General features: G+C 62.9%; 40 protein-coding genes. 10 read left to right on the top strand and 30 right to left on the bottom strand.

Annotation, left to right across the window (positions count from 1 at the left end):
• Positions 1-104: 104 nt before the first annotated feature.
• The 27 genes from ACLB1G_RS21960 to ACLB1G_RS21830 all read right to left on the bottom strand — a co-directional run bounded on the left by ACLB1G_RS21960 (position 105) and on the right by ACLB1G_RS21830 (position 18,492).
• A complete protein-coding gene (locus ACLB1G_RS21960; protein ID WP_491629377.1) occupies positions 105-386 on the bottom strand; it encodes a DUF1799 domain-containing protein in 282 nt (93 codons plus the stop codon).
• A 29-nt stretch (positions 387-415) separates the two neighbouring features.
• Entirely contained in the window at positions 416-868 is a 453-nt protein-coding gene (locus ACLB1G_RS21955; protein ID WP_491629376.1) for a phage tail assembly chaperone, read from the bottom strand.
• 98 nt (positions 869-966) lie between these two features.
• A complete protein-coding gene (locus tag ACLB1G_RS21950; RefSeq protein WP_491629375.1) occupies positions 967-1,608 on the bottom strand; it encodes a phage tail tube protein in 642 nt (213 codons plus the stop codon).
• An 81-nt stretch (positions 1,609-1,689) separates the two neighbouring features.
• Entirely contained in the window at positions 1,690-2,049 is a 360-nt protein-coding gene (locus ACLB1G_RS21945; RefSeq protein ID WP_491629374.1) for a DUF3168 domain-containing protein, read from the bottom strand.
• Positions 2,046-2,507: an HK97-gp10 family putative phage morphogenesis protein gene (locus ACLB1G_RS21940; RefSeq protein WP_491629373.1), complete on the bottom strand. Its 462-nt coding sequence runs from the start codon at positions 2,505-2,507 to the stop codon at positions 2,046-2,048. The genes ACLB1G_RS21945 and ACLB1G_RS21940 overlap by 4 nt, the downstream gene beginning before the upstream one ends.
• Entirely contained in the window at positions 2,504-2,809 is a 306-nt protein-coding gene (locus tag ACLB1G_RS21935) for a phage head closure protein (protein WP_491629372.1), read from the bottom strand. The genes ACLB1G_RS21940 and ACLB1G_RS21935 overlap by 4 nt, the downstream gene beginning before the upstream one ends.
• A gap of 2 nt (positions 2,810-2,811) precedes the next feature.
• Positions 2,812-3,372 carry a head-tail connector protein gene (locus ACLB1G_RS21930; RefSeq protein WP_491629371.1) on the bottom strand — a complete coding sequence of 187 codons (561 nt, stop codon included), beginning with the start codon at positions 3,370-3,372 and terminating at the stop codon, positions 2,812-2,814.
• 76 nt (positions 3,373-3,448) lie between these two features.
• Positions 3,449-5,086 (bottom strand): SGNH/GDSL hydrolase family protein, encoded by a 1,638-nt coding sequence (locus ACLB1G_RS21925; protein WP_491629370.1) that lies wholly within the window; start codon positions 5,084-5,086, stop codon positions 3,449-3,451.
• A 14-nt stretch (positions 5,087-5,100) separates the two neighbouring features.
• Positions 5,101-5,295, bottom strand: coding sequence for a hypothetical protein (locus ACLB1G_RS21920; protein ID WP_491629369.1), 195 nt, complete (start codon positions 5,293-5,295; stop codon positions 5,101-5,103).
• Positions 5,296-5,357: 62 nt separating this feature from the next.
• Positions 5,358-6,743 carry a phage major capsid protein gene (locus ACLB1G_RS21915; RefSeq protein WP_491629368.1) on the bottom strand — a complete coding sequence of 462 codons (1,386 nt, stop codon included), beginning with the start codon at positions 6,741-6,743 and terminating at the stop codon, positions 5,358-5,360.
• A 12-nt stretch (positions 6,744-6,755) separates the two neighbouring features.
• On the bottom strand, positions 6,756-7,445 hold the full coding sequence (locus tag ACLB1G_RS21910; RefSeq protein ID WP_491629367.1) for an HK97 family phage prohead protease: 690 nt from the start codon (positions 7,443-7,445) through the stop codon (positions 6,756-6,758).
• Entirely contained in the window at positions 7,426-8,643 is a 1,218-nt protein-coding gene (locus tag ACLB1G_RS21905; protein WP_491629366.1) for a phage portal protein, read from the bottom strand. Before ACLB1G_RS21905 ends, ACLB1G_RS21910 begins: the two co-directional genes overlap by 20 nt.
• Entirely contained in the window at positions 8,644-10,308 is a 1,665-nt protein-coding gene (locus tag ACLB1G_RS21900) for a terminase large subunit (RefSeq protein WP_491629365.1), read from the bottom strand.
• A 3-nt stretch (positions 10,309-10,311) separates the two neighbouring features.
• Complete coding sequence (locus tag ACLB1G_RS21895) at positions 10,312-10,821, bottom strand: terminase small subunit (RefSeq protein ID WP_491629364.1); 510 nt, start codon at positions 10,819-10,821, stop codon at positions 10,312-10,314.
• A 110-nt stretch (positions 10,822-10,931) separates the two neighbouring features.
• The gene (locus ACLB1G_RS21890) at positions 10,932-11,249 is read right to left on the bottom strand and encodes an HNH endonuclease (RefSeq protein ID WP_491629363.1); all 318 of its coding nucleotides are present in this window, start codon (positions 11,247-11,249) and stop codon (positions 10,932-10,934) included.
• A gap of 3 nt (positions 11,250-11,252) precedes the next feature.
• Positions 11,253-11,582, bottom strand: coding sequence for a hypothetical protein (locus tag ACLB1G_RS21885; protein WP_491629362.1), 330 nt, complete (start codon positions 11,580-11,582; stop codon positions 11,253-11,255).
• Positions 11,583-11,881: 299 nt separating this feature from the next.
• Positions 11,882-12,277 (bottom strand): hypothetical protein, encoded by a 396-nt coding sequence (locus tag ACLB1G_RS21880; RefSeq protein WP_491629361.1) that lies wholly within the window; start codon positions 12,275-12,277, stop codon positions 11,882-11,884.
• Positions 12,278-12,354: 77 nt separating this feature from the next.
• The gene (locus ACLB1G_RS21875; protein ID WP_491629360.1) at positions 12,355-13,422 is read right to left on the bottom strand and encodes a tyrosine-type recombinase/integrase; all 1,068 of its coding nucleotides are present in this window, start codon (positions 13,420-13,422) and stop codon (positions 12,355-12,357) included.
• On the bottom strand, positions 13,419-14,207 hold the full coding sequence (locus tag ACLB1G_RS21870) for a hypothetical protein (RefSeq protein ID WP_491629359.1): 789 nt from the start codon (positions 14,205-14,207) through the stop codon (positions 13,419-13,421). The genes ACLB1G_RS21875 and ACLB1G_RS21870 overlap by 4 nt, the downstream gene beginning before the upstream one ends.
• Before the next feature lie 32 nt (positions 14,208-14,239).
• Positions 14,240-15,586 (bottom strand): replicative DNA helicase, encoded by a 1,347-nt coding sequence (gene dnaB / locus ACLB1G_RS21865; RefSeq protein WP_491629358.1) that lies wholly within the window; start codon positions 15,584-15,586, stop codon positions 14,240-14,242.
• Positions 15,583-16,440 carry a hypothetical protein gene (locus ACLB1G_RS21860; RefSeq protein WP_491629357.1) on the bottom strand — a complete coding sequence of 286 codons (858 nt, stop codon included), beginning with the start codon at positions 16,438-16,440 and terminating at the stop codon, positions 15,583-15,585. The genes dnaB and ACLB1G_RS21860 overlap by 4 nt, the downstream gene beginning before the upstream one ends.
• Complete coding sequence (locus ACLB1G_RS21855; RefSeq protein ID WP_491629356.1) at positions 16,441-16,869, bottom strand: hypothetical protein; 429 nt, start codon at positions 16,867-16,869, stop codon at positions 16,441-16,443.
• Positions 16,866-17,228: a hypothetical protein gene (locus ACLB1G_RS21850; protein ID WP_491629355.1), complete on the bottom strand. Its 363-nt coding sequence runs from the start codon at positions 17,226-17,228 to the stop codon at positions 16,866-16,868. The genes ACLB1G_RS21855 and ACLB1G_RS21850 overlap by 4 nt, the downstream gene beginning before the upstream one ends.
• A 2-nt stretch (positions 17,229-17,230) precedes the next feature.
• Positions 17,231-17,584, bottom strand: coding sequence for a hypothetical protein (locus ACLB1G_RS21845; protein WP_491629354.1), 354 nt, complete (start codon positions 17,582-17,584; stop codon positions 17,231-17,233).
• 55 nt (positions 17,585-17,639) lie between these two features.
• On the bottom strand, positions 17,640-17,762 hold the full coding sequence (locus tag ACLB1G_RS21840; RefSeq protein ID WP_491629353.1) for a hypothetical protein: 123 nt from the start codon (positions 17,760-17,762) through the stop codon (positions 17,640-17,642).
• The gene (locus ACLB1G_RS21835) at positions 17,759-18,022 is read right to left on the bottom strand and encodes a hypothetical protein (protein WP_491629352.1); all 264 of its coding nucleotides are present in this window, start codon (positions 18,020-18,022) and stop codon (positions 17,759-17,761) included. Before ACLB1G_RS21835 ends, ACLB1G_RS21840 begins: the two co-directional genes overlap by 4 nt.
• A gap of 26 nt (positions 18,023-18,048) precedes the next feature.
• On the bottom strand, positions 18,049-18,492 hold the full coding sequence (locus ACLB1G_RS21830; RefSeq protein WP_491629351.1) for a phage regulatory CII family protein: 444 nt from the start codon (positions 18,490-18,492) through the stop codon (positions 18,049-18,051).
• A 129-nt stretch (positions 18,493-18,621) separates the two neighbouring features.
• Here ACLB1G_RS21830 and ACLB1G_RS21825 point away from each other — a divergent pair, with 129 nt between their 5' ends.
• Positions 18,622-18,873, top strand: a complete 252-nt coding sequence (locus ACLB1G_RS21825) for a hypothetical protein (protein ID WP_491629350.1) — start codon at positions 18,622-18,624, stop codon at positions 18,871-18,873.
• Here the strand turns inward: ACLB1G_RS21825 and ACLB1G_RS21820 are convergent.
• The 3 genes from ACLB1G_RS21820 to ACLB1G_RS21810 are packed head-to-tail and all read right to left on the bottom strand — an operon-like array spanning position 18,830 to position 19,706.
• The gene (locus ACLB1G_RS21820) at positions 18,830-19,144 is read right to left on the bottom strand and encodes a hypothetical protein (RefSeq protein WP_491629349.1); all 315 of its coding nucleotides are present in this window, start codon (positions 19,142-19,144) and stop codon (positions 18,830-18,832) included. The two genes, ACLB1G_RS21825 and ACLB1G_RS21820, sit on opposite strands and share 44 nt — an antisense overlap.
• The gene (locus ACLB1G_RS21815; protein ID WP_491629348.1) at positions 19,141-19,446 is read right to left on the bottom strand and encodes a hypothetical protein; all 306 of its coding nucleotides are present in this window, start codon (positions 19,444-19,446) and stop codon (positions 19,141-19,143) included. Before ACLB1G_RS21815 ends, ACLB1G_RS21820 begins: the two co-directional genes overlap by 4 nt.
• Entirely contained in the window at positions 19,443-19,706 is a 264-nt protein-coding gene (locus ACLB1G_RS21810) for a transcriptional regulator (RefSeq protein WP_491629347.1), read from the bottom strand. Before ACLB1G_RS21810 ends, ACLB1G_RS21815 begins: the two co-directional genes overlap by 4 nt.
• A gap of 84 nt (positions 19,707-19,790) precedes the next feature.
• On the opposite strand from ACLB1G_RS21810, the gene ACLB1G_RS21805 reads away from it, so the two are divergent.
• The 9 genes from ACLB1G_RS21805 (at position 19,791) to ACLB1G_RS21765 (ending at position 24,186) form a co-directional block, all read left to right on the top strand.
• Positions 19,791-20,498: a LexA family transcriptional regulator gene (locus tag ACLB1G_RS21805; protein WP_491629346.1), complete on the top strand. Its 708-nt coding sequence runs from the start codon at positions 19,791-19,793 to the stop codon at positions 20,496-20,498.
• 5 nt (positions 20,499-20,503) lie between these two features.
• On the top strand, positions 20,504-21,244 hold the full coding sequence (locus ACLB1G_RS21800; RefSeq protein WP_491629345.1) for a hypothetical protein: 741 nt from the start codon (positions 20,504-20,506) through the stop codon (positions 21,242-21,244).
• A gap of 73 nt (positions 21,245-21,317) precedes the next feature.
• Positions 21,318-21,947, top strand: a complete 630-nt coding sequence (locus ACLB1G_RS21795; protein ID WP_491629344.1) for an Lcl C-terminal domain-containing protein — start codon at positions 21,318-21,320, stop codon at positions 21,945-21,947.
• Between the two features lie 67 nt (positions 21,948-22,014).
• Positions 22,015-22,269 carry a hypothetical protein gene (locus tag ACLB1G_RS21790; protein ID WP_491629343.1) on the top strand — a complete coding sequence of 85 codons (255 nt, stop codon included), beginning with the start codon at positions 22,015-22,017 and terminating at the stop codon, positions 22,267-22,269.
• A complete protein-coding gene (locus tag ACLB1G_RS21785) occupies positions 22,266-22,397 on the top strand; it encodes a hypothetical protein (RefSeq protein ID WP_491629342.1) in 132 nt (43 codons plus the stop codon). Before ACLB1G_RS21790 ends, ACLB1G_RS21785 begins: the two co-directional genes overlap by 4 nt.
• Positions 22,394-22,591, top strand: a complete 198-nt coding sequence (locus ACLB1G_RS21780; protein WP_491629341.1) for a hypothetical protein — start codon at positions 22,394-22,396, stop codon at positions 22,589-22,591. The genes ACLB1G_RS21785 and ACLB1G_RS21780 overlap by 4 nt, the downstream gene beginning before the upstream one ends.
• 8 nt (positions 22,592-22,599) lie before the next feature.
• Complete coding sequence (locus ACLB1G_RS21775; RefSeq protein WP_491629340.1) at positions 22,600-23,502, top strand: recombination-associated protein RdgC; 903 nt, start codon at positions 22,600-22,602, stop codon at positions 23,500-23,502.
• Positions 23,499-24,068 carry an HD domain-containing protein gene (locus ACLB1G_RS21770; RefSeq protein ID WP_491629339.1) on the top strand — a complete coding sequence of 190 codons (570 nt, stop codon included), beginning with the start codon at positions 23,499-23,501 and terminating at the stop codon, positions 24,066-24,068. The genes ACLB1G_RS21775 and ACLB1G_RS21770 overlap by 4 nt, the downstream gene beginning before the upstream one ends.
• Complete coding sequence (locus ACLB1G_RS21765) at positions 24,061-24,186, top strand: hypothetical protein (RefSeq protein ID WP_491629338.1); 126 nt, start codon at positions 24,061-24,063, stop codon at positions 24,184-24,186. The genes ACLB1G_RS21770 and ACLB1G_RS21765 overlap by 8 nt, the downstream gene beginning before the upstream one ends.
• The last annotated feature ends 43 nt before the right edge of the window (positions 24,187-24,229 follow it).

Genomic DNA, 24,229 nt, shown 5'->3' with positions numbered 1-24,229 from the left:
ATTCCAGCTTCAACGCCACTGGTGCCCACCGAGAGCTCAATGACGCCAGTGCCGACCGTATCGCTCATCCCAACTCCAAATAAAAAAGCCGCCCGTAGGCGGCATCAGTGCTTCTTGCGCGTTTCGGCCAGCGCGTAGGCCTCCATCAGCTGAACGTCGCGCTGCAGTGCATTGCGCTCGGCCTGCGGTATGTCCATCCGGTCGAGCGTCGCGTACAGCACCAGGTAGTTCAGCCCCACGGGCCCGCTCGGGCCCATGGTCCACTGGCTGCCCAGCGACATGAACAGGTCGAGGGCTGCCTCGTTCTCCGGCCAGATTTCGACCGGGTCAGTTTCGTAGTCCTCTGGCGCGAAACCGCTGCCCTCCAGCTCCTCGGCCGTGGGCAAGCGCTCGTACAACTTCCGCGCCAGGGCTTCTAGTTTTTTGCGCGGTGCTCCATGACCGCCTTGCGGTAGGTCATCTCGATCAGGCCCAGGGTGCCAGGGAACCGGTATTCCAGCTCTACCAGCTTTTCCTTGGTGAACGGCTCGTCCAGGTCCCAGCCCTCGGCCAGCCGCAGGGTGAATTCCGCGCGCTCCTCGGCGTCCTTGCGCACCAGCTCGGCCACCGACGGCAGGGGGGCATCGATCTTCTCGCCGGCTTCGGCGGCGTTCAGCGCGGCCTCGGCGGCGGCTTCCGCCTGCTCCTTGGCGGCCTTGGCCTTGGCGCTGTCGGCGGCGAATTTCTCGTCCAGCAGCTCGGCCAGCTCGATGCGGTTGCGGTAGGTGTAGGTGAAGGCGATCTTGGCGACGCTGCCGTCGTGCAGCACCACTTCGACGTTTTTCTGGAAGTTCTTCGGGGTAGCGCCCAGCTTGAATTTTTGCGTCATTTTTTATGCTCTCGGGAAAGGTAAAAAGACCCGCAAGGTGCGACCGAGCGGGCGTAAAAAGGCCCGCGCGCGGCGGGCCAGGAGACACTCGGTTACGATCAGTAGCGAGTCAGGGTGTTGTTGCCATTGAAGGCGCAGCTGACCTTGTTGATCTGGCCGTCCGCCAGCTTCACGGCCTCGTTCAGCGCCACGGTGCAGGGCTGGTACAACACGCCCCCGTTCCGCGTATTCATGCGCAGGCAAGTGTCGGTTTGCACCTGGGTCAGGGTTTTGCAGGCCTGGTAGCCAGGGTCGGAGATCGCGTCGGCATCCAGGTCCAGCGTGTAGCTGGTTGCCGAGAAGCCGTCGTTGATCTTGTAGGCCACGTCGGACTCGGTGTACTTGTACTCCACGTCCTTCGATTCCCCGCCGCTGGTATTGGTGCCTACCACTTTCAGAATCTGGGTGAAAGCAGTAATCTTGCGCACGGTGCCGGGGCTGCTGGCGGCCGGGAAGAAGGTCTGGTTGGTGGTATCCACGCCCTCCAGCGTGAATACGTCGGCGGCTGCCGCCTTCACGCGAAATACGCGGCGATTGATGCGGCCCCAGCCAGAGCTGATCTCGACGACGTCGCCGTTTGCATAGCCGTGCGCCGTGCAGGAGACTACTGCCTCGGCGGCATTGCTGATGCCCGTCACGGTCTTGGGGGCTGCGTAGCTGGTTGCGATGTGGAACGTGGTACCGGTAGGTACTTGTGCCATGGTGTTTCCTTTCGATGGACGTAAAAAAAGCCGCTCGCGGCGGCTGGGTTGTTGCCCATGAAGGGCGAATTTCTTGGGGCGCTACTCGTTCGGCACCCAGATGGAATAGTCCTGCTGGCTGCCGCGCAGCTTGGCGATGGGGTCGCTGACGCTGCGGCGCGCGCCGAGCACGGTGGTCTGCAGCTGCGCGGCCAGGCGCATGGCCTGCTCGACCTGCAATGCCAGGGCGGATGCGTCGGCGCGGCGGCTCGCCCACACGGCGATCTGAATGCGCGCGTTCTGCAGGTCCGGCATGGCCGGCTCCACGTAGTTGATCGCGTCACCACCCACCTGCTGGTAGACGATGTACGGCGCAACGACATTGTCTGGTGCCTCATCCGGATAGACGCGGCCGCTGGCCAGGCCCGCCAGCGCGCCGTACACCAGTTCTTCAACGCTCATAGCTCACCCATGACCAGGGACAGTTTCTCGGTGATGGCCGCTTTTCCGGCGGCGATCGCATCGGGCATACGCGCCACGGCCGGCCGCATGAACGGGTGGGCGGCGGCGCGGGCCGTACCGAACTCCACCATGTAGCCGTATGGCGCCTTGGTGTGGTTCCAGCTCACTCGGTAGGTCTGCACGGTCAGGCTCGACTTCTCGCGCGAGTAGACACGGTAGATCGCGCGGCGCAGGTTCCCCGGCTGGAACAGGTACTTCTTGCCGGTCTTCTTGAACTGGGTGCCGTAGAACCAGTGCTCCTTCGTGGAGCTTGGCGCCAGGTGCTGCGCTTCCGTCTGCATCACCTTGGCCATGGCTGCCGCGCCCTCGATGGCCACCTCGCTCTGGATGGCATGGCCGAACTGGCGCAGCTTGGCCTGCACCTGGTCCAAGCCGGAGAGGTCGACGGTGAAGCTCATTGGTTTATCCTTTTGCACATGAGCAGGGTGGTATCCGCGCCCTCCTCCAGCACCGCCAGGATCTCGTAGGCCACGGCGCCAGCGAGCACGCGCATGGCAGCCGTGACATCGGTGCGGCGCCAGATGCGGATCCGCGTCGTCACCGCCGACTGCATGCCGTCGCCCGCGATGAACTCGCGGCCGCTGACGTCCCGCACCTCGGCCCACGGATGGGCGAACGTGTTCCAGGTGTCGTCGAGCGGCTGACCGGTCCCATCGACGCCACCACGGTGCTGCAGCTGTACCTTCCGGTTCTTCGGCATGATCAGGCGTAGCAGTTCAGGGAGTCCAGCATGCGGTCCAGGATCTCGCGGCTGGGCGGATTGAGCGGCGGACAGTATTCCAGCTCCAGGCGGGCCAGGATGTACTGGCGCGCCACCGGCGGGGTCTTGGTTGCGTCGCTGCCATAGCCTGCGGTGCAGCTGATCTTGACGGCGCGCGGGCGCGCGGCGGCCGCTGGCCAGCTGCCGGTCGCAGGCGACAGGTAGGACCGGTAGCGCTCCACGACCAGCTCATAGGCTGCCGGAGCCAGCGTCTGGTTGGCGCCGGCCAAATCTACATAGGTCACCGACTGGACGGCCAGCGCCGGGTGCGGTAACTCGATCACGGCCTCGCCCGCGCACGGCGCCGGGAACTGGTCCAGCGTCACGCGCCAGCCCTGCTCCATCAGGCACTGCCCCGTCATGCTCTCAACCTCGGCGGCAAGGCCCTGGATAGACAGGGTGAGCTGGCCATCCAGGTCGGTCTCGGTCATGCGGATCGCCTCGCGCGCGGCAGCCAGATCGACAGCGAGTGCGGTGGCAGGCGCGGTGCAGATGGCGCTCACGATGCAGCTCCTGCAGGCGCCACGCTGGCGTAGCTGTCGGCATTCGGCAGGCCGGTGCCGGTTTCGGTGGTGAGGGTCATTGCTTGACGATGCTCATGCGGCCAACGTCCAACGTGCCGCTAACCGTGCCGCCAGTCGTGCTGGTATAGACAGTGGCGGTCGATGCACCCAGTGCACCCATGGTTGCCGCGTTGTAGGTCAATGGCGGCGTCTGGAATGTCCAAGTCCATCCTTCTGGGTATGCCGTGTCGTTCGATGCGTCGATAAAATTATCGAACGCCTGCATTTGTGCGGTCACGCCATTCAGATAAACCTCAGCGCGGACGTTGCGAATACCCACAGGATTCGTCAGCGTCGCCTCGAATTGAAATACCACGATATCCCCGTCAGCGATACGCGACTGAATCCCTGTTATCTGAAAATTGTGCGATCCCCCAGTAGTGGAGCTATAGGTGAAACGCTGGTTGTTTCCGTAGCCATCAGCACGTGCCACGATGCTTGGCGTTGCATTTAGGCCGCCGCCAGGGTTGGATGTAAAACCCGTAGCCAGGCCGCCGCTTGACGCCAGCATAAGGCCGTTATCCAGAATGTTGCGGCTCTTGCTGGAATAGCCGACCTGATCGATGGCTGATTTCAGCAGGATATCGACGGGTGGCACGATGGCCGCCATGTCGATGCCAGCCTGTTTCCCGCCGAAATACGCGCTGTAGTTCGTCGGGTGCAACGCCCCTCCATCAGGTATGACGGCATTACCACGGAAATTGCCGGTGGTGCTGACAGGATCAGTGATGGACGAGCCGCAACGGATGAAGTAGCAGTTTGGCGTGCTGTCGCAGTATCCCTTGATCAGGGAGTTGAGCTGTTGAATTTCACCGTTGGTAGTGGCGCTATACCACGTACCGCCAGATTGAACGGTCGCAATGTCAAACCAAAAAACACGCATCTTGGCATCGCGGGCGCGCTGGACCTGCACTTTCATGGCAGCAAACACGGCAGCACCAGTATTGCCGGGGCCGATATCATTGACGCCAAGCGAACCGATGATCAGGTTACGTGCGCCGGATGCTATCGCTGCGGTGATCTGATCTGCGAACGGGGTGCCGCCGGTGACAATGGCTCCAGAGCCTCCCTTTGCGGCGCGGCCGATGATTTTCAGGCGCTGCCCCATTTGACGCATGGCAATGCCAACAGCGCCATTCGAGCTAATGAATTTAGTGGTCAAGGCCCCAGCAACAACTTCCGAGTAGGAGAAATTCGCCAAGGAATCGCCAACAACGAATGCGGTGCGGTCGCCGTTATCCTGCACAGCCAGCACCGCATCCCCTACCGTCGCATCAATACTGCCTGCGGAGCAGGTGATGAGCACCTGACGGGTGCCGCTGTAGGGGCCGATCTGGGGCAGCGTGCCGGCGCCAATCGCCCAGGTCTGGCTGGAACCCTGCAGCGCGGCGGTACCCGAGGCGCCAGCGGCGCCGGTGATGGTGAGGGCTTGGCCTTCGGGGATGGTAATGAGGCGAGGCGCGCCCGGCAGCGCGGTGGCAGGGTACTGCGGGGTTTGCGACAGTAGCGAGAAAAGCCCGGTCAGCAGCAGCGTATCAGCCTCGGAGTCACCGCGGGCTTCCTGCTGGCCGATTCGCCACACGGACTGCTTCCCAGTGATCGAGATCTCGGGCCAGCCGTCTTGGCTGCCGATGTATTTGATCGTCTTCGACATGTCGATCCTTGGAATTATTCGTGCTCGCCGTCATTGGCAAGCTTCTTCGCCTTGGCGCCCTTGGCGCCAACTTCTTCGGCCCAGCCTTCTTCGCGCGCCACTTTGATCAAGTCTTCGTCTTCAGTCTCGATCTCCTGGCCGGCCGAAAACTCCTCGACCTGGACGCCGCGATGCGCCCATTTGAAATCCTGCTTCGCGATCAGCTTCATACACACTCCCTTGAAATGAAAATGGCCCGCTCTCGGCGGGCCTCCTGTCTTGCAGTGGGGTGTTACGAGGTGGCGATCTTGAGCAGCTTGATGGCCTGGGTGTTGCGCAGCTTGCCGCCCACGCGGCGGCGCACATAGAACTTCACGAAGCCCGGGGTGGTGATCTCGTCGCGGGTGATGCGCATGCCCACGCGGTCGCAGATCAGGTAGCCCTCCTTGAAGTCGCCGAAGGCCAGCGGGAACGAGTTGGCGGCGACGGCGGGCATGTCCTCGGCCTCGGTGATGCCGTAGCCCAGGAAGGTGGCCGGCTGGCCAGCGGTCAGCGCGGGCTGCCACAGGTACTGGCCGGTGCTGTCTTTGTATTTGCGCAGGCCGGCCAGCACGGCTTTGGAGGTCAGCCACTGAGCGTTGTTGCGGTAGCGGGCGCGCACGCCGTAGATCATGTCCAAGAACACGTCGGCGCTGGAAGGCAGCGCGGCCGCCTGGCCGGAAGCGAAATACTGCAAGGTGCCGAAGGCGCGGGAGGCATCGGCGGTGGCAACCGGGGTCGGGCCGGCCAAGATGCCGGTCGGCTTCTTCACGCCATTGCCAGAGACAAAGGAGGCGCCTTCACCAGCGGCCATGGCCTCGGACGCGGAATCCACCAGCCAGCTCTCGACGTTGAAGAACAGGTCGTCCAGCGATTCCTCGGATGCCTGCGGCTTGGCCGAGGCCATGCCGAAGGTCGGGATGATTTCCACCAGGTCAGGGGTATTGGTCTGGTTGCGGGTGTCCCCCTCGCCCAGCCACTCGAAGCCGGCGCCGTTCACATCGAACATCTCGTGATAGTCGGTGGTACCGACTTGGCGCACCGTGGCGATCTGGCGGATCGGCGAAATGTCGGTGGACAGGCGCGCGATGGTCTGCTCGACGAACTTGGGCAGAGCATAGCCGCCGGCCGCGTTGGTACCGACGACGGTCTGGGTGGCGCGCTGCTCGCGGCCGCCAGCCGCTGCCTTGGCTTCCAGCGCCTTGTGCGCCTGGGTCATGCGCTGCTCGCGGTCGCGGTCCAGGGGCGCACGGATCCAGTCGAAGAAGGCACTTTTGTACTCGATTTCCTCGGCGCTCTCGCGCTGCTCGCGGTCGCCGCCATTGAAGGCGCCGGGACGGGCCAGTTTGGTTTCCATTTTTTCCAGGCGGCTCTTCTGCTCGTTGAGCGAGTCCATCGCCTCGTCCATGCGCGCCAGCTTGGCGTCCATGTCAGCGGTCGACTTGCCGGCCTTGATCGCCTCGATTCTGGCGTCGTTGGTCTTTTTGTATTCTTCGAAGGCGGTGCCGATCTTGTCGATCGCCTCGGCGACCTTGCCCAGGCTCGGCTCGTCGCGCTTCTCGTAGGGCAAAACGGCAGCCTTGGCCTGGAAGGCGGCGAAGTGGGCGGCCATGGTGGCCAGCAGGATGGATTTCTTCATGTTGGGTATCTTTCAGGTGGTGAGGGAATGGAGCAGCCGATTCGCGGCAGCCTCTATTGCCGCAGCCGCCTCATGAGCGTCCCGCTCATCCAAAGCGATGCGTTTGACCCCGGCGAGAAACGCCTTGGCCGAGTCAGCCGAGAACCCTGCATCCCGCAGGGCCTGCTCGGCCTGACGAATAGTTTTGATGCCGGCGACGTCGGTCGCCTTGATACCAGTGATGCGAGCTTCGCGGTTGGCGGGGAAGGTAACCAGGGACACCTCCCACAGGTCGACGGCGGACAGCACGCGCAGCTCAGCGTCATAGGACCACTTCACCGCCATGAAGCCGATGGACAGGCCGTTCAGCGCACCCATCTTCAGCAGCGCATAGGCTTCCTTGCCGCGCGCCGTGTCGAGTGCCAACTGGCCCTTGATGCGCAGGCCTTTCGCGTCCTCCACGATCTCGGTCCACACGCCGATCGGCTCGGTCTGGTCGTGCTGCCAAAGCATGGCGGGCATGGTGCCGGCGGCCTTGTGCGCCGCCAGCGATGCCTGGAACGCGCCAGCGGTAATGACGTCGTCGTAGTCATCGCGCACGCCGAAGACAGAGCCATAGCCCTCGACGCTGCCGTCGTCGCCAGTCGCCCTGATCTGCAGCGAGAATGCGCGCACCTGGCGGCCACCGGCCGCGTTGCGGCGCTCAAGGCGTGGTCGAGTCATTGCCGGTTCCTTTCTTCGGGGTGTTCGTATTCATATTCATTGGGGTGAGCGGTTCGTCCAGGCCTGGCAGCGGGTCCTTGCCGTCCATATCGCGGATTTCGTTGCGGGTGTAGACGCCCGTCTCCACCATGGTCCGCGCCCATTGCGCACGGTCGGCCATCGAGCCGGCCAACAGGTAGCGCAGATCGAACTCGGTGAACAGCGGGCCGGAACCGTCCAGCAGCGTTTCGTCCAGGCGCTGGTTCCAGGCCTCGTGCCACGGCGCCAGGGTGTGCTTGACGTGCGCGCCGAAGAACGACTCGGTGCTGGCGAAGGTGGCCGCCTTGTCGGAGTGGCCGACCATGATCGGGAACACGCCGTAGCTGCGGCAAATCTCCTCGATCTGCAGTCGGCGCGTCTCCACATGCTGCGCATCCACGCCGGTCATAGCGGTGCTCAACCACTTGGCGGCGCGGTCCAGCACCAAGGGGGCGCCGGTATTCCGCACCCCGCTTTTGTCGCGCAGCCAAGCCGTCAGTCGCTCGTGCTGTTCGGGATTGAGCGTGCCCTCCACGGAGTACACGCCGGATGCGCGCAGTCCGTTTTCGTGCATCGCCACCTGACTCTGTTCGCTGGCCATGGCCAGCCCGATGGCTGACCGGGCCAGTTTCACGGCGTTCATGCTCTCAACCCAATCCCACTGGATGCCGTTGAGCAGGAACACCTCGTCAGGGGAAAATTCTCCGATGAGGCCGAACTCATCCCAGCAGCGGTAGCGCAGCTCGTAGCGCGACAGCCTGGACACCGTCCAGTGCCCTGGCTGAACTGGCAGTAGCTCGCGCACGCGGCGGTTGTCACCTCGCACTTTGATGGAGAGCCCTGTTCCAGTCAGCGCCGCATGGATCGTCATCTGGCGCCGCCACTCGAAGGAGGTTTGCCATTCGTTCGGCCGGCGCGCCAGCAAGCGATATTCCGGGATGTTGGTGGCCTTTTGACGTCGGCCCTCGCTGTCCTCGCGGTACACGTGCAGTTTCGGCGTCGAGCAGCCGTCAGCGATCACCTTGACGCAGGCCAGCACAGTAGCGACCTGCAGGGCGGTCTTATCGTTGACCGGCAGTCCGGCCACCCGGCCGGCGCCGAAGCCGTCGATCAGGTCGGCGACCTGGTCGTACGTGAACGCGGCCGCTTTGCGTCCGAACCACTTACCCCAAATACTCATTTAGCAATCCCAGAATGACCGGCCGCCCGAGGCCACCGGATTGAGCGCCATCAGTGAGACAGCATCGAACGTCGCCATTAGCGGATCGATCTTCGCGGTGCCGCTGGCCTGTTTGGTGATGGAGGTGGCGTTTCCCTGCTGCACGGTTCGCGCGTTACCGACGCACCAGGCCATCAAGCCTTGACCGGCATGCAGCAACTCACCGCCCGCGACCTTTCGCTCCGAAGTCTTGATCGCGCCGTTCAGGCGCCATCCCTGCGAGATCGCCACGATGTCATCCGTGGTGAACTCGCGCACGACTAGTTCATCAACCACATCGGTGATACCGGCGCCGTCGACGCCAACTCCTTGCTTTTCCGGCAGTCGCCCTGCGTCGCGGACGCGGCAGACAATGTCCGCTACCGCCTCCACATCATCGCCCGGGCGTTCGACCAAGGTAAGCTCGCCGGCCGCCGCGAAGTCCAGCAGCCGCGGCGCAATTTCCTTTCGCCGCTCCAGTGCGATCTTGTGCGCCCAAGCGTGCGTCCAAAGCAACCAGCGGCGTGTGTCTCGCTCGCGCCCCACAACAGCAAGTCCCAGCAGGTCGTCCAGGCCGCCGCCATCGATGCCTACCACGGCCACCTCGCAGCGCGTCAGCAGCGCATCTAGCGTCAGCCCTGGTTCGGCTGCGGCCTCCCAGAAGTCGGCGCCGGCCCAGCGGTCAGAGCGCAGGTTCAGCCCGATCTCGACGTTCAGGTGCTTGGCCAGGAAGGTCTGGAGCGAACCATCCGTCTTGTGCTGCAGCTCCCGCAACTGGTCGGCCAGCCACTCCGCGCTCACCGACCGCCCCAGGTTCGGGTTGGTGATGTAGAAGTTGGCCGAGTCGAGGTAGGCTTTCGACTTGATCATGTGCTCGGGGAACTCGTAGAGCACCCCTAGCTTCTTGCGGTCCTCGATCTTCCCGTCGCGGATATCGCGGTAATACTGCAGCTTTTCCTTGAACACGCCGGCCGGTGGCTCCTGGCTCTGCGTGGTCAGATAGATAACCCATCCCTCGTTGCGCGACACCTGGCCGCCGGTGGCCTCCTGGAACATGGCGCTTGCATTCGCCCGGGTACCGAAGACCCAGTGCTCATCGATCAGTACCTTGCCGGATTTCTTGCCCGAGACGGTGTCGGTGTCGGCCGCCACCACCTTCAGCGATGCCCGCGACACCCGGTGCGTGATCGTCCTGATGTGGTCCTGCACGTGAAACAGCGCCATCAAGTCGGGGTCGGCGCGCACCATCGCAGCGGCCGGCTTGAACGAGTTGTCCGCCACCTCCTTGGTCGGCGCCAGGATCAGGTGTTCTTCCTCATTACGCCAGCAGAGGATTACGGCCGTCAGCATGATGCCGGCCGCGATCGTGGACTTCGTGTTTTTCTTGCTGATCAGCAGGTAGAACTCGCGGATCAGCTGGTTGCCGGTCTCCGAGTCGTATGCGCCGAAGATCGCTGCGACGAAGTCAAACACCCATTGCTCACTGCACTCGCCGAACGTGGGCTGGCCAGGAAGGTCGACAACGCGCAGCTCCTTGAAGACCGCCAGCGCCTGCTCGGCCTGGTCCGGAAAAATCGGCGGCGGGATGATCGACTGGCGCGCGACCAGGCGCTGCCACCAATCCTGGCAGGCTGTGCTCCACTCCATGGCTTAGACCTTCTTCCCGCCGGCGGCGGCCAGGCGCGGCGCCTGAGCGGCAGCGAACCGGCTTCGACCTCCGACCTTCTCGGCGTCCTGCTGCTGCTGGTCCTTCTTGCCGCCCTCGCCGAGCTTCTTGTGCTCGAATGGCATCAGGCTCTTGGCCGCGTCGACGCGGTGCTTGATGTCGACCGTCGGCTCGTTCATGACCGCCTTGAGAAACGCTTTCGGGTCGGAATGGTGAAGCAGTGCGGCGAGGTCGAACGGCGGGCGCTCAGGCTTAGTCGCCGGTGCCTTCGCCGCTGCTTTGCCGGTGGCCGGCGCGGCCTTGCCGGCGCCCCGCTTGCGCAGTTCTTTTGCCTGCTCGGCCAGGTACTGCGACACCTCGGCATTTTTAACAAGTCGCGATCCGGCGGCCGATGCCGTCGCTGCGCTGTAACCAGCCGCAATTGCCGCGTCCTTATTCGAGAGACCGGCCAACTTGGCATCGGCGAAGGCCCGCTTCCTCCCTGTTAAACCCATTAACAAAATCCTCCACGGGGGAAATTTTCTGCGCGTGAGGTACCCGCGGTGTCCGGCGGCGCCCGGCCCTAGACTTTCGATACCCCCCTGGGGTCAGGGTCAGACCGCGCTCAGAAGGCCCTGCCGCCGCGCTGAGCGGCCTCCTGGGCCGTCTTCGCGTCGTGGCAGGGGGTGCAGAGCAGTTCCTTGTTGTCGTCCTCGTCGGACCCGCCTTGCCACAGTGGCACGATGTGATCCACCGCAGAGCCCAGCCTGGTCCTGCCCTGGCGCTTGCATTCTTGGCACATGCCCTCGTCCCGCTCGCGGATGGACTGGCGGTCACGAACGCCGGCGCTGCCGCGCTTGCGCTGCACGGTGGCAGCCAGCGGCTGGATGCGGCTGGTACTGGCCACCTGCAGGCGTGGCTTGAGGGCGGTGAGCTTGGTCATGAATCAGGCTGGGAGCGAGCTGGAAGCTTTCATGAAACGTTGATGTGCCGCCTCTATGCGGCGCGACATCCAGGCCTCGTAGCCTATGCGGTGCGCACTGCGCCAACTGCCAAACTTCACGATCTGAACTGCGCCATGATGTACTTCGGTGAGGGGTTTGCCGGCACCGTCAACTGCGATCAAGCCCTGCTCATCGATGATCGCCACCTCCACCTCACCAGCCCCATCGTCAGCAGCTATCACGCGCTCCATCAGGCGATCTCCGAGGTAGACGTGACACCCTACGTAATCGGAACGATAGTCGGGGTGATTGGGATTGGCATTGATGCGCATCGTCATTCCTTGTGAGGGTTTGATGCAGGAACCAATGCGGCTACCTCGCTGCCTGACATGCCGTGAGCACCATACCCCTTTGCCTGAAGTATCTCGCGTCCACGCTCAGCGTCGGCTAGCTGGTTCGCCAGCTGGTTGAGCCTGGGCCAGTTGAACGTCACGACAGCCCTGACTATCTCGTCACGGTGGTGCAGTGGTTTCATGGCGTTCCCGGAAGCGGAAAAAGAAAAAGCCCGCGTCTTTCGAGGCGGGCTTGCTTTTCTCAGGGCGAACGAATGCCCCGGTGACCGAACTATAAATCAGAACAGGCTGCCAGTGCAACTGTTTTTGCGCAGCTTCTGCACCAACTCGACCTTGGCCTCGGCGGCAGTCGTCATCAGGTCGGCATTCGGGAAGCGCCATGCGGTGGCGATGCCACAGCTACGATAGATCGCCCATGCGTGCAGCCGCGACAGGCTCTCGATCATGGCATCGGTGGCGGCGCCGAGCCGCATATCATGGCTGTGCTGCGCCTCATGGAGGTCACCGCCATGGCCGTCGCCGTCTCCGACCAAACCGCCCATTATCTTGACATCCAGGTTGCGCCGGCCACCGGCGTACATCCAGGTCTTCCATGCGTCCAGGCAGTAGTCGAGAGGGTCGGGCTGGGCCCATGTTTCGGTTTGGACTTCTTCCTTCTTCACTCGACGCAGCATAGTTTCCCCTCTGTGATGTGCCGCCAAGGCGGCTGGTGGTGCGGTAAAAATCTGATGATCCTCAATAATCAGCAAACCTATGATTCATGCGGGTTTGCTGGGTGGTGTTCGCCGTTTTCTCGCCCTGTTAAACCGATGTTGATGGCGATTTCGCGCTGCGACTTCACGACGCGTCCCATGCTCTTCTCCAGGTAGGCCATGGTGGTGCGCACGTCCTTGTGGCGCAGGAAGGCCTGCACGTCCTGCACCGGCACGCCGTTCTCGCTGAGCCAGGTGGCGATGGTGCCGCGTAGGCGGTGCGGTGTGATGCCCTTGGTGGCGCAGGCAGCATTGGCGGCCCGGATGGCCGCGCGCATGAAGCCACTGCCGAACGCACTGCCATCGGCGCGGCATACGATCAGGCCCTCGGCCTGGCGCAGCGGGCGCAGGTAGTCGACCAGCCAGTCCAGCATCGGAAGCGGGTCGGCCTCCTTGCCCTTGGTCTTGCCGGGCGTGTAGGTGCGGCGCTCCCAGTCGATCCACTCCCAGCGGGCGCTGATCGCCTCGCTCTCGCGCAGGCCCAGGAGCAGCAGCAGGCGCGCGGCGACGCCGATTCCGGTGGCCCGGCCAGCAGCACGATCAACCGCGGCGAACCAGGTGCTGGCGGCGCTTACCGGCAGCATCACGCGCGGACGCTTTTGCACCTTGAGCATGGCGACATCCCACGGCAGACGCGCCAGGATCTTGCGGCGCACCGCCCAGCTCACCAGTAGCTTGAGCACGCGCAGCCAGTGATTGGTGCTGGCGTGGTTGTGGGTCTGGAGGTGTTCGATGCGGGCGCGCTCCACCGTGGTGGTGTCCAGCTCGCTGATCAGGGTGTCGGCCAGGCCGTGCATGTGCAGGCGGCCGAAGATCTCGACGCTGCGCACGTGGTGGTCGCTGCAGTGAGGGGCGTGCAGCTTCATCCAGTCGGCCAGCAGCTGGGCCAGCGTGGGGATAGGCTGGCCGCCGTTGGCCCGCTCGACGGCGTGCAGGTATGCCGCTGTTGCCACGGCCTCGGCAGCGCGCTTGTTGCGCAGCCTGGTGCTGCGCTGGATGCGTGGGAACGGGCGGACCTGGAACCGGTAGTGCCAGATCGCGCCCACCTTGAAGACGTCGACGCTCAAACTGCGCTCGCTTGCGATGCGGCCAAGATGGTCTGCTCGTCCGGCGTCAGTTCAGCGATGGTTTTGCCGTCGCGCTGCAGCTCAAGGATGCCGTCGGACCAGCGCGCACACCGGAATGCCGGCCGTCTCGGATCGCCGGATGCCTGCTGGGACACCGCGGCCGCCGGGATGGCAGGCGGCGTGGCGTTGCGGAACAATGGTATCGGCAGAGGCGGGGCGACCGCCTCTTTTCCCGCATCTACGGCTGGGCCGAGCGTCCACATGGCGCCGTCGCGCGCCAGGCGACCATCGCGCAACGCGGCCATGAGGTAGGTTGCAGGATAGCGGCCCTGATCCAGGCCCATTGCCTTGCGCAGCTGGTTCGTGTTGACCAGCTGACCCGGCGCGCTACGGATGAAGGCTATAGCGGTTTCGGCATGCGTCAAGCCAGTTTGTTCGCGCTTGTTTGTCATAAGGACGGCGACTTCCTCCTTCACCTCGGCGCCGGGCGGCGGCGGGACGGCGGCGGAGCTGACCACCAGCGGCTCCGACTCGACCCCAGCCATGCCACCGATAGCTTTGTACGCTTCCGTCTGTTTGAATTGGCCGCTGAACTCGAAGCCGTTCGCCGGCCTGCCGTTCGGAGCGGTTACCTTATGCACAACGATGTCGCCGCGTTGGATCTCCTGCGCCAGCGCCGGCTCCACCTGGTCGGGCTCGCAGTCGATGATGTCAGCGATCTCCACCGTGCGGATCTTGGGGCGCTTTGCGATCAGCGCGTAGACCTGGTCCTTGTCGATGCCCATGCTTGTCCTTTCAGGATGTTGGTATGTAGGAATTAAAGCGCGGCAGCCAGACCGCGCCGGGAATGCGGCGCGGGCGCTGAGGGCCGCTCGCGCCGGGTATGCACAAACCTGGTGTAGGCGCCCTCGTACTCCAGCATCACATCGTCGATGCGGCCCTGCCGGTTCTTCGCGATGAACACATCGGCAACGCCGCGCATGTGAGTCTGTGGGTTGTCGACTTCCTCCCGGTGCACGAACATGACGATGTCGGCGTCCTGCTCGATGGCGCCCGAGTCGCGCAGGTCGGACAGCTGCGGGCGGCTTTTGTTCGCCGCGTTGCGGGACAGCTGGGACAGCGCGATGACCACGATATTCAGCTCCTTGGCCAGCGCCTTCAGGCCCCGGCTGATCTCCTCGATCTGCTGGTTGCGACTGTCGGACGGGTTGGCGCCGCTCATCAGCTGCAGGTAGTCCACCACCAGCATATCCAGGCCATGCTTGCGCTTCACCGCGCGCGCTTTGCCGCGCACGTCCAGCAGGGTGAGCGCCGGCTGGTCATCCAGGTACAGGTTCATTTCCTGCAGCTTCGCATTGGCCGCCGAGAAACCGTCCCACTGTTGAGGGCTAAGGTCGCCGCGAATGACGGCCGTGAGGGGAACGGTACCCAGCGACGCAATACACCGGTCCAGTAACTCCCCCTTCTGCATCTCCTGGGACAGGAACAGCACGCTGTGCTCGCGCGCCACGGCGGTGGCGATGTTGAGCGACAGGGCTGTCTTGCCCATGGAAGGCCGGGCGCCAAGGATCACCAGCGCGCCACGGTTCGGACCACCAGTCAGCAGCTCGTCAATGTCGGGGAAGCCGGTGGCGATGCCCGTGTACTTGCGATCCACGCGGCTGTCGATCACGGCGATGTGCGCGATCATGGCGTGGGAGGCGTGTTCCGGGTCGGCTACCGAGCGCGTCTCGGCGAGCGCGCTGAGCCGTCCCTGGGCAATGTCCAACACCTCGGCCGCCGTGCGGCTCCCAGGGTTGAATGCCAGCTCGTTCATCTCAGACGTGGCGGCCAGTAGACCCCGGCGCAGCGCGCGATCGCGCACCAGGTCGGCGTACCGCCCGATGTTGGCGGCGCTGGGGATGCTCTGCTGCAGGCTGTTCAGGTACGGCATGCAGTCCTGCACCTTGGCGGCCAAGGCGGCGCCGGCCGAGATGACGTCGCAGGCCTCGCCGGCGGCGATCTGGCGCAGGATCTCCGTGAAGATCAGGCGGTGGTCGTGGCGGAAGAAGTGCGCCGGCTTCAGGTCGCCCATCCAGTCCACTGCCCCGTTGTCGCGCAGCAGGGCGCCGATAACGGACTGCTCGGCCTCGATGGCCTGAGGAACGGTCTCGTGTTCGCTCATGCGGCACCCCGGTTCTCGTAACGACCCTCGCGGATCTTGGCGAAGTTGCCCGGCTTGGTCATCCATTCCAGGTCGGCAAAGAACGGCTGCTTGCTGCGGCCGACCAGAAAGTCACACGTGCCGACGTACTCGAAAAACTTGCGCCAGTAGTCGAGGTCCTGGCGGCGCTTGTCCTCGTTCCAGCGCGCTCGTAGCTGGTTTGCCCGGGCCGGTGTCCAGTCGCGGATCTGCGGGCATTGCGGGAGCACCTCGTGATACAGCGCGATGATCTGCTGGTGCGGGCAGTCAGGCTTGCTGGACTTGATCCGGACAACCTTCTCGCCACCAGCAACGCTGGCGGCAACTACCCCGTCAGGGGTAGTAGTATTTGAATCAGGAATCAGTGAATCAGGAATCAGGGCGTTATGGTTTGGTGGATTAACAGGCTCACGCCGTGGATTAACGTTATCCACAGGCTCGTCAAACCTAATCCTCCTGACACTGCCTGTTATTCCACCGTTTTTGGTGCGCTCATGTACGGTAAGGAAGCCATCCCTATCCGGCAGCAGGCTGTCCCTTTCGGTCGAGTGCGGCGCCTGGTGTTCGGAGAATTTCAGGATCTGGATGTAGCGCTGCCCGTCCACCTCATAGCGATCGATGAAACCGAACCGAGCAAGCTCTTCCAGCAGCGGGTCCACTTCGACGCTGTCGTATGCGAGCAACTCGCCCTTGATGCGCTTCGGACGATCCTCCAGGCGCCCTTCACGGTCCGCCAGCATCCAAAGGCCGGGGAAGATGAAGCGAGCCCAGATCGAGCATTCAGACAGGTCTTCGTTTTTGTACAGACCAGGTTTGATATTGCGCGCGCGAGCCATCTACACGGCCTCCTTCAGCAAGTCCATCGGGCCGGCGCCCCCAACTTCTACTCGTGGGCCAGCGGTATCCGTTGTCCCCCAGTTGCTGGTGAAGCCGGCATAGCCAGGGCCAGGCCGCTCCGTGCCGAAGTAGATTATCTTTTCGATGATCTTGCCCTCACGAACCATGCCGAACAGCACATGGCCGAGACAGGCGCCGATCTGGTGCGCCTTGATGACGCAGCGGAAGTCCGACCACGAAAGCCACTGCGCGGGCTTTGCGGCAAAGACGGCCAGGATGTCGCGTCGCACCTCTTCGGACTGCGCGCGCTCCCACATGTGATCGACGATGGGTGGACGGCAGGAGCGCTCCGCAGGTACTTCGGCCGGGAATAAGTCCAGTGTCGCTGAGGCGGCCTGAATGGCATACAAGTTAGCATCACGCTTCATGCACATCCTCCTGCCCGGTGTACTCCAGCCAGGTCATCACCTGCTGGCCATTGCGCAGCACCGGCTCGCCATGCTTGTCTACCTTGCCCCCCCCTCACCATGATCTTGGCGTTACGCACCTCGTCCGGATTGACGTCAATCCAGTCCTGGCATAACTGAGGCGCGTCCAGCTCGGGGCTGATGCGCTCGATTTTGGTCGAGGTCTGAAACAGCTCCTCGGCCAGTTGGTTGCGGAGCTGGGCCCACTCGGCCACGGTGTAATGCCGACCACCCGCACCAGGGATAAAGGTCGGCTGAAGCTTCGATGCCTGGACCAGGCAGGCTGCACGGCTGATGCCGAAAACACAGAAAGCGCCCATGATCACACCCGATGACCTTGGCCGCCGAACGCGGCGCCGAAACGGCGCGCGGACTGGGCACTCAGCGCCGGGGCGCGCCAGTCGCCGACGTACGCCGGAGCTACAACGGGCGCCTGCTCGGCCTCCTCGGCCGGCGGCGGGCGCAGCGCATCCTTTGCGGCGATGGTGATGGTGTACACGACACCGGAGCGCGTGCAGCAGCCCGATGCTTCCAGCTCGGCATACAGCTTGCGGATATCGAACTCGGAGCGCCCGAGGTCGCCGTGGCGCTCCATGCCTTGGTAGACGGTGGCAGGCTCCTGCAGGAGCGTTTCGAGGATCAGGCGGCCGCGTGATCCTTTGGGAGGCAATTTCATATATAATCCCTTCAGTTTTGGTTGTACCTAAGGCCCGCCTGCATGCGGGCCTTTCCTATTTCTGGCCAGCCAGTTGCTGGCGCAGCTGCTCGTACTGTTCCCGGGTCATGACGTGGCCGGGCTCTACCTGGTCGGCATCCTGCGGCGCCGACACGTCCTGCTCCGCCGCCACCGTCACGCTTCCACCACCACGGTCGGCAGCAGCAACTCGCGGATCTCGCGCAGCGAGATATCAAACTCATCCATCATGCGGATGATCAGCGTGGCGCCCACCGGCAGGCGGTGGTGGCGGATCTTGCTGATCACCGGCGGCATAACGTCCAGCTTGCGCGCAAGCTCGGCGTCGTTTTTCAACTGGTGGGTCTTGATCAGGTGGTCCAGCAGCCGGTTCTGGTTCGCGACCAGCGGCGCCGGCGCGGCGACTTCTTGGTGCTGCATGCACTTCTCCTTTGCGGGGTTGGAAATCATTTCTCGGCCATGCCTTCCAGGCGGGACACCATGTCGGCCAGAGCGCGGTTGACGCGGTACACGGCGGCCTTCACGCGCTCGATCTCGTGCTGCTCGACGATGCCGTCGGCCAGGGTGGCGTGCACCTCGGTGCCGACCTCGCCGCTGGCGGACCAGACCTGCGTCACCAGCTCCAGGATGGCGACGTCGGACGCGGCAGCCTCGGCCTGGATGGGGATGCAAACATGCCCGACCTCGCGGGCCAGCGCGTGCAGGACGCTCATGTCGCCAGTCAGCTGCAGCAGGGCCTGCAGCTCCAGCGGGTTGAGGTAGTTGGTGGAGACGTTGGCATTCACCTTGTTGCGCAGGAGTTGCGCGCCCAGGCCCATGCGGACGGCGAGGGTTTCAATGCCACCGGGCGCGGACCGGGCGGTGTTCTGGATAGCGTCGAGGATGTTCATTTGGTAAGACCTAAACAAATGAGGAAGTTTCAAAAAAAGAATGCGATACTGAAAACATCAAATACGGATGAGGTTGCCAAATGAGTTACTATTCCATTTCCAAAACGTTAATTAATGGGAGGAAAACTCATGAACGACAACGACATCCAGATCGCTGCCTCAGCCATCCTTGTTCGGTTTCTCGTAACCCAGCTGTACTGGGAAAAGTTCTTTCACGACCAAGAGGCGAGGGACAAAATCCCTGGCGCCCTGATCAACATCTTGAAGAGGGACGCGCAGAACGCAGGGCCGGACCCCGTCGCCTACCGGGTGCTGGAAGCTGTCCACCAAGATGCGATCAAGTTTTTTGCAAATGTGGAGCAGCAGCTTCCGCCCCGTTAGACGTCACCTTCGCCAGCGCCGCGAAGAACGGGCGAGCAGCGGCGGCCCTGCGCTCTTGCTCGGCATCGAGCTTTGCAATCAGTCGCTCCATCGACTGGATGAGCCGCTCGGTGTCCGAGGCTGACGCCGCCGTTCCAACGGCAGCCTGCGCGGACTTCAGGCGCTCAGCCAACTCGACGGCGCGCTCCAGGCCGGCAGTTTCGACTTCGATGTTGATGGTGAGGGTCACGGTGTTGTCGGGCGTGGCGGTGCCGGGCTCTTGGTTGCTCATGCTGTTCCTTTGGTGGCGGAATGGGAAAAGGTGGACTCGGCCAGGAGCGACTTCGCCGCGAGGACGCGGTCAGCCGTACAAGCGGTCTGGTCGTTTATCGTCACGAGCAGGGCGGCGCGGCGCTCCGCTGCCGCTGTGGACGTGACGCGCTTCAGCTCACTCCGCAGCTGCAGCACCTCGCGCTGCAGTTTGCGGAATGCGGGATGGTCGGCCACGTCGTGCTGGCGTGGCGACACGAGCCGGCAGACCAGGGCGCCGCAAAGAAGGGCGAGCAAGGCGATGCAGATCAGGGTTGTGGTCATTGCGGCTCCTTTCCCAATTGTGCGAGGGATTGAACTGCAGTCGAAGCGGCAAGCTCAGGCCAGATCTTTTCCCAGTCGGTAGGCCTCATGTCGATCCTCGTAACCTGACGTCCTGTAGCCAGCTCTATCTCAACACAGCGCTCAGGCGGTATCGGCCGAACTCCATTCGCCCACTGGCTGATGAGCACGGGAGTGATCTCCAATTGCTCGGCCAGGGCACGCTGGGCACCGCGATGCTTAACGTAGTCGATAAGTTTCATGCATTGACTATAGCAATTTGCTTTTGGAGGGTCAATAGCAAATTGCGCATTCCGCACAAAAGCAGATTGCTATCTAATATGGTCATGTCTACAAACAAACAAATTCGCCTGGAGAACCTTCGGAAACTGATCAGCGAGTTCAAGACCGCTGAGGAGGTGGCGCGTCGGGCTGGCACTGCTCCTATGTACCTAAGCCAGATACTTAACGGCGCGAAATCCTCAACAGGCAGAGAGCGAGGGGTAGGCGACTCTTTGGCCCTAAAGCTAGAGACCGGCTGCGAAAAGCCGCCGGGATGGATGGATGTTAGTCATGATGTGCCGGAGTCAATCCCAGGGGCTCTCCGCGTTGTGGTCGCCGACCCATCAGACCCCAACTTTTATCACATTCCAAAAGTGCAATTAATTGTCCGCGCAGGATTTGCTGGTTTTGAAACCGTTCCAGAAATATACGATGGCAGTGTACTGAGCTTAAATAAAAACTGGGTTGATAGAAAAGGTTTGCACCCATCAAAGTTGGTTGCCCTAAGCGTCACAGGGGATAGTATGGAACCAAATCTTTACGATGGCGACATAGTCATAGTAAATACAGCTGATACAAAAATGAAAGATGGCGAAGTTTTTGTTTTTAACTATGACGGTGAAGCAGTAATAAAACGCCTTGTAAAAGAGCGCGGTGAGTGGTGGTTATTTTCGGACAACGCTGACCAGACAAGGCACCGGCCGAAAGGCTGCCGGGCCGGCGAATGCCTCATCATAGGCCGAGTAGTGCGACGGGAAACAGATAGAATTTGATGCACATGAGCCCGGACCAATGCAAATTTTTCGAAATCGATACCGTTTTGCTTCGAGCCTGCGAAGATGGAGCGCGCGCTCAGCTATGGACAAGGCCAGATTACGGTTTTATCAATATTTATCTGGAAGGGTTTGATCTAGGGAAGGGAAAGATAGCAACTTTAAAAAAAGACGAAAACAAATGGCTATGCGATCAATTATTACTTGGACACTGTATTTATGCTGAAATAAAAAAAGAAAGCGATTTAAAATTCAAAATAGAATTTAAGCGAATATCTGAAGCTGAAGCGTTAAAGGCAGTAGCGGACGCAAGAGTAGTAAGCGAATCTACACAAGGAAAACTTGAGATAGCTGAAAATAATCTTAGAATTATAAAAATCAATAAACTTCTGGCGCCATATAAACCCACTCTGTTGACCATTCCTTGTGCATTGCGTACTCCCGTCCCGGTAAAGCTTCCCTTCGGAGCAATCCTCGGGCTTCGTCCCAGATCAGCACACCACTACGCAGCTCCAAATGACCCGGTAGCTGTGTTCATCTCGGCCGAAGGCCTCGGCTCCGCCTACCTCAAGGCCTCCAGCGACATCAAAACAAAAATTCTTAAAGCCTACTTCAATGGCTACCACGTTGCCGCACGCATAACCGGCGAAGCCACAGGGCCGTTCTCGCACGGGCTGGCTGCAGTGTGGGATGAGTACGAGATGCCGGCGGAGGTTGCTCTTACACCACAAGGCGCGCAAACATAAACGCAAATTGCTATTGCAATCATAAAAGCAAATTGCTATAGTCAGTTCCATCAACCACCGATGGAGCTGACCAATGAACGCCCCCGCCACCCCCGCAGCAGTCGCGCCCGCAGCGCCCACCGTCACCCCGCCCGAGATCGGCACCGCCTTCGAAGGCGGCTTCTTCGCCGGCCGCATCCAGATCGACGGCCAACCCTACGCCCTGATCGTCGCCCCGCGCGCCAGCGAGCAGCGCGCCCCCTGGAACAGCAGCCTCACCCGCGTCGACGGCGCCCTGGACCTGGCTGACGGCCTGGCCAACACCCGCGCCATGGCCGCCGCCGGCAGCGACATTGCCGCCGGCATCCTGGCCAGCACCATCAACGGCTTCAGCGACTGGTACATCCCGGCCCGCGACGAGCTGGAAGTCCTGTACCGCAACCTGAAGCCGACCGACGAAGAGAACTGGGAAGGCGATGGCGTCAACGCCAACAGCATCCCGCCCGGCGCCGAATACACCGACGACTCGCCTGCGCAGACCACCGTGGAAGCCTTCCGCGACGGTGGCGCAGAGGCATTCAGCGAATCCTGGTACTGGTCCAGCACGCAGCACGAGGCCTCCCCTGGCCGTGCCTGGGACCAGGACTTCGACTTCGGCCACCAGAACTACGGTCGCAAGTCGTACGCCGGCCGCGTCCGCGCGGTCCGCAGATTGCCCATTTAATCCTTCGGTAATTCGGTCCCGCGCCGCGCTGGCGCGGGTGTGATCAGCTCACGCCATGGAGAGCGCCATGAGCACGTCCAACGCAGCAGCAGAAGCACCTCCCCTCACCCTTACCGCCCTGCGCCAGGCCCTGGAGTTGACGGTAGCCGGTTTCGGTAGCCAGCCCGCCACCCAGGAAAACGCCGGCGCCCGCGCCCAAATCTTCGTGGCCGCCCTGTCGGGCATGGTCGCGATCTACGACCGCCAGCTGGGCGATGCCATCTACAGCATCGTGCAGCCGCCGATGGCGCCCGCAACCTCGCCAGCGCCGGAGGCTGCATGAAATACCTCATCACCGCCCGCACCGCCGATGGCATGCGCGTCTACTCCGCCATTGGCGATCTCGGCCTGCTGATCGACGCCGCGTACGACGCCGGCGCCATGGGCATCACCGCGATGGTGCTGCCGTGATCGCCCCGCTCAGCACCCTGGTGCGCGCCGTGCGCTACCACCACGCCCGCTACACGTTCCGCCACGCGGTTTCGCGCACGATCCAGCTGCAGTACCAGAAGCGCGCCATCGAGCGCGACCTGCGCCAGGCCCTGGCTGCCGAGGAAGCTGCAGCGCAGCGCATGGAAGCTGCGCTCAACACCACTACCCCATAGGAGACACAATGTCCTGGTTCCGCCATTTGCAGGTCTACCGCCTGCCCGCCCCGTGGGCGATGACCGCCGAGCAGCTGGCCGCCGCGCTGGCGCCGCACGAAATTACTCCGGCCGGCAGCAATGAGCTGCTGCGCCAGGGCTGGGGCAGGCCGCGCCCGAACGGCGCCCTCGTGCACGTCGTCAACCGCCAGTACCTGCTGCGCCTGTCCAGCGAGCGCAAGCTGCTGCCGGCCAAGGTGATCAACCAAGTCGCCAAGCAGCGCGCCATTGCGCTGGAAGCCACCCAGGGCTTCACGCCCGGAAAAAAGGCGATGAAGGAGCTGAAGGAGCGCGTCGCCGACGAGCTGATGCCGCGCGCCTTCCCGGTGATCGACCACACGCCGATCTGGATCGACCCGGTCAACGGTTGGCTGGTAGTCGACGCGGGCAGCCCGGCAAAGGCAGACGAGGTCATCAAGCTGCTGCTGAAAGCGGTCGACCGCATGCCGCTGGAATCGCTGCGCGTGCAGCGCTCCCCAGTGGCGGTGATGACCAACTGGCTGGAGGACGACGATGCGCCCGACGGCTTTACCGTGGACATGGACACCGAGCTGCGCGCCACCGGCGAGAGCAAGGCTGCCGTGCGCTACGTCAAGCACTCGCTGGAGCCGGACGAGGTACGCCGCCACATCAAGGCCGGCAAGCAGTGTAAGCGCCTCGCGCTCACCTGGAACGGCAAGATCTCGTTCGTGCTGACCGATGCCCTGGCGATCAAGAACGTCAAGCCGCTGGATGTGCTGAACGAGCAGGAGCGCGGCACCAACCGCAACGACGACGAGCGCTTCGACGGCGACTTCATGCTGATGACGGCCGAGCTGGCGCAGCTGCTGGCCGATGTGGTTGATGCCATGGGCGGGGAGGCAAAGGCATGAGCACCGCGACCATGCGTCCCGACATCTTCACTCACTCGGGCCATTACTTCAATTTCCTGACACCGGAGCGCTCGCAGTTCCACATCGAGGATATCGCGCACGCCCTGTCCCACGTGTGCCGCTTTTCCGGCCACGTGCGCGAGTTCTACTCGGTGGCCCAGCACTCGGTGCTGGTCAGCCAGATCGTGCCGCCTGAGCATGCGCTGGCCGGCCTGCTGCACGATGCGGCCGAGGCGTTCATTGGCGACGTCGCCAGCCCGCTGAAGGCACTGCTGCCGGACTACAAAGCCATCGAGCGCGTGGTTGAGCATGCCGTGCTGGCGCGCTTCGGCCTGGCGCCCAAGCTGCCTGCCTGCGTGAAGGCGGCGGACATGGTGCTGCTGGCCACCGAGAAGCGCGACCTGATGCCGCCCGGCGCCGGCCTGTGGGGTTGCTTGGCGGGAGTGCAGCCGCTGCAGCAGACCATTCGGCCGATGCCGCCCGCCACCGCTCGCGCAGCCTTCCTGCAGCGCTACCGCGAGCTGACGGCCGACCAGGCCGACTCGGAGGGCGGCCACCATGACTGAGTTTCCGGACTACGAGGCGGACGTCAAGAAGGACCCCGCCGCGACGCGCAAGGCCTGGCTGTCCATCATCCTGATCGAAGGCTCGCTTCTGGCGGCCCTGATCTGGAACTGGTGGTAGCCCACGCAATTTCCCCAGCCCGGCTCAGGCCGGATTACAACCA

Source organism: Duganella kummerowiae (genome assembly GCF_053572355.1).
The sequence above is the reverse complement of the archived record's forward strand: the minus strand, read 5'-3'. Positions and strand labels throughout refer to the sequence as shown.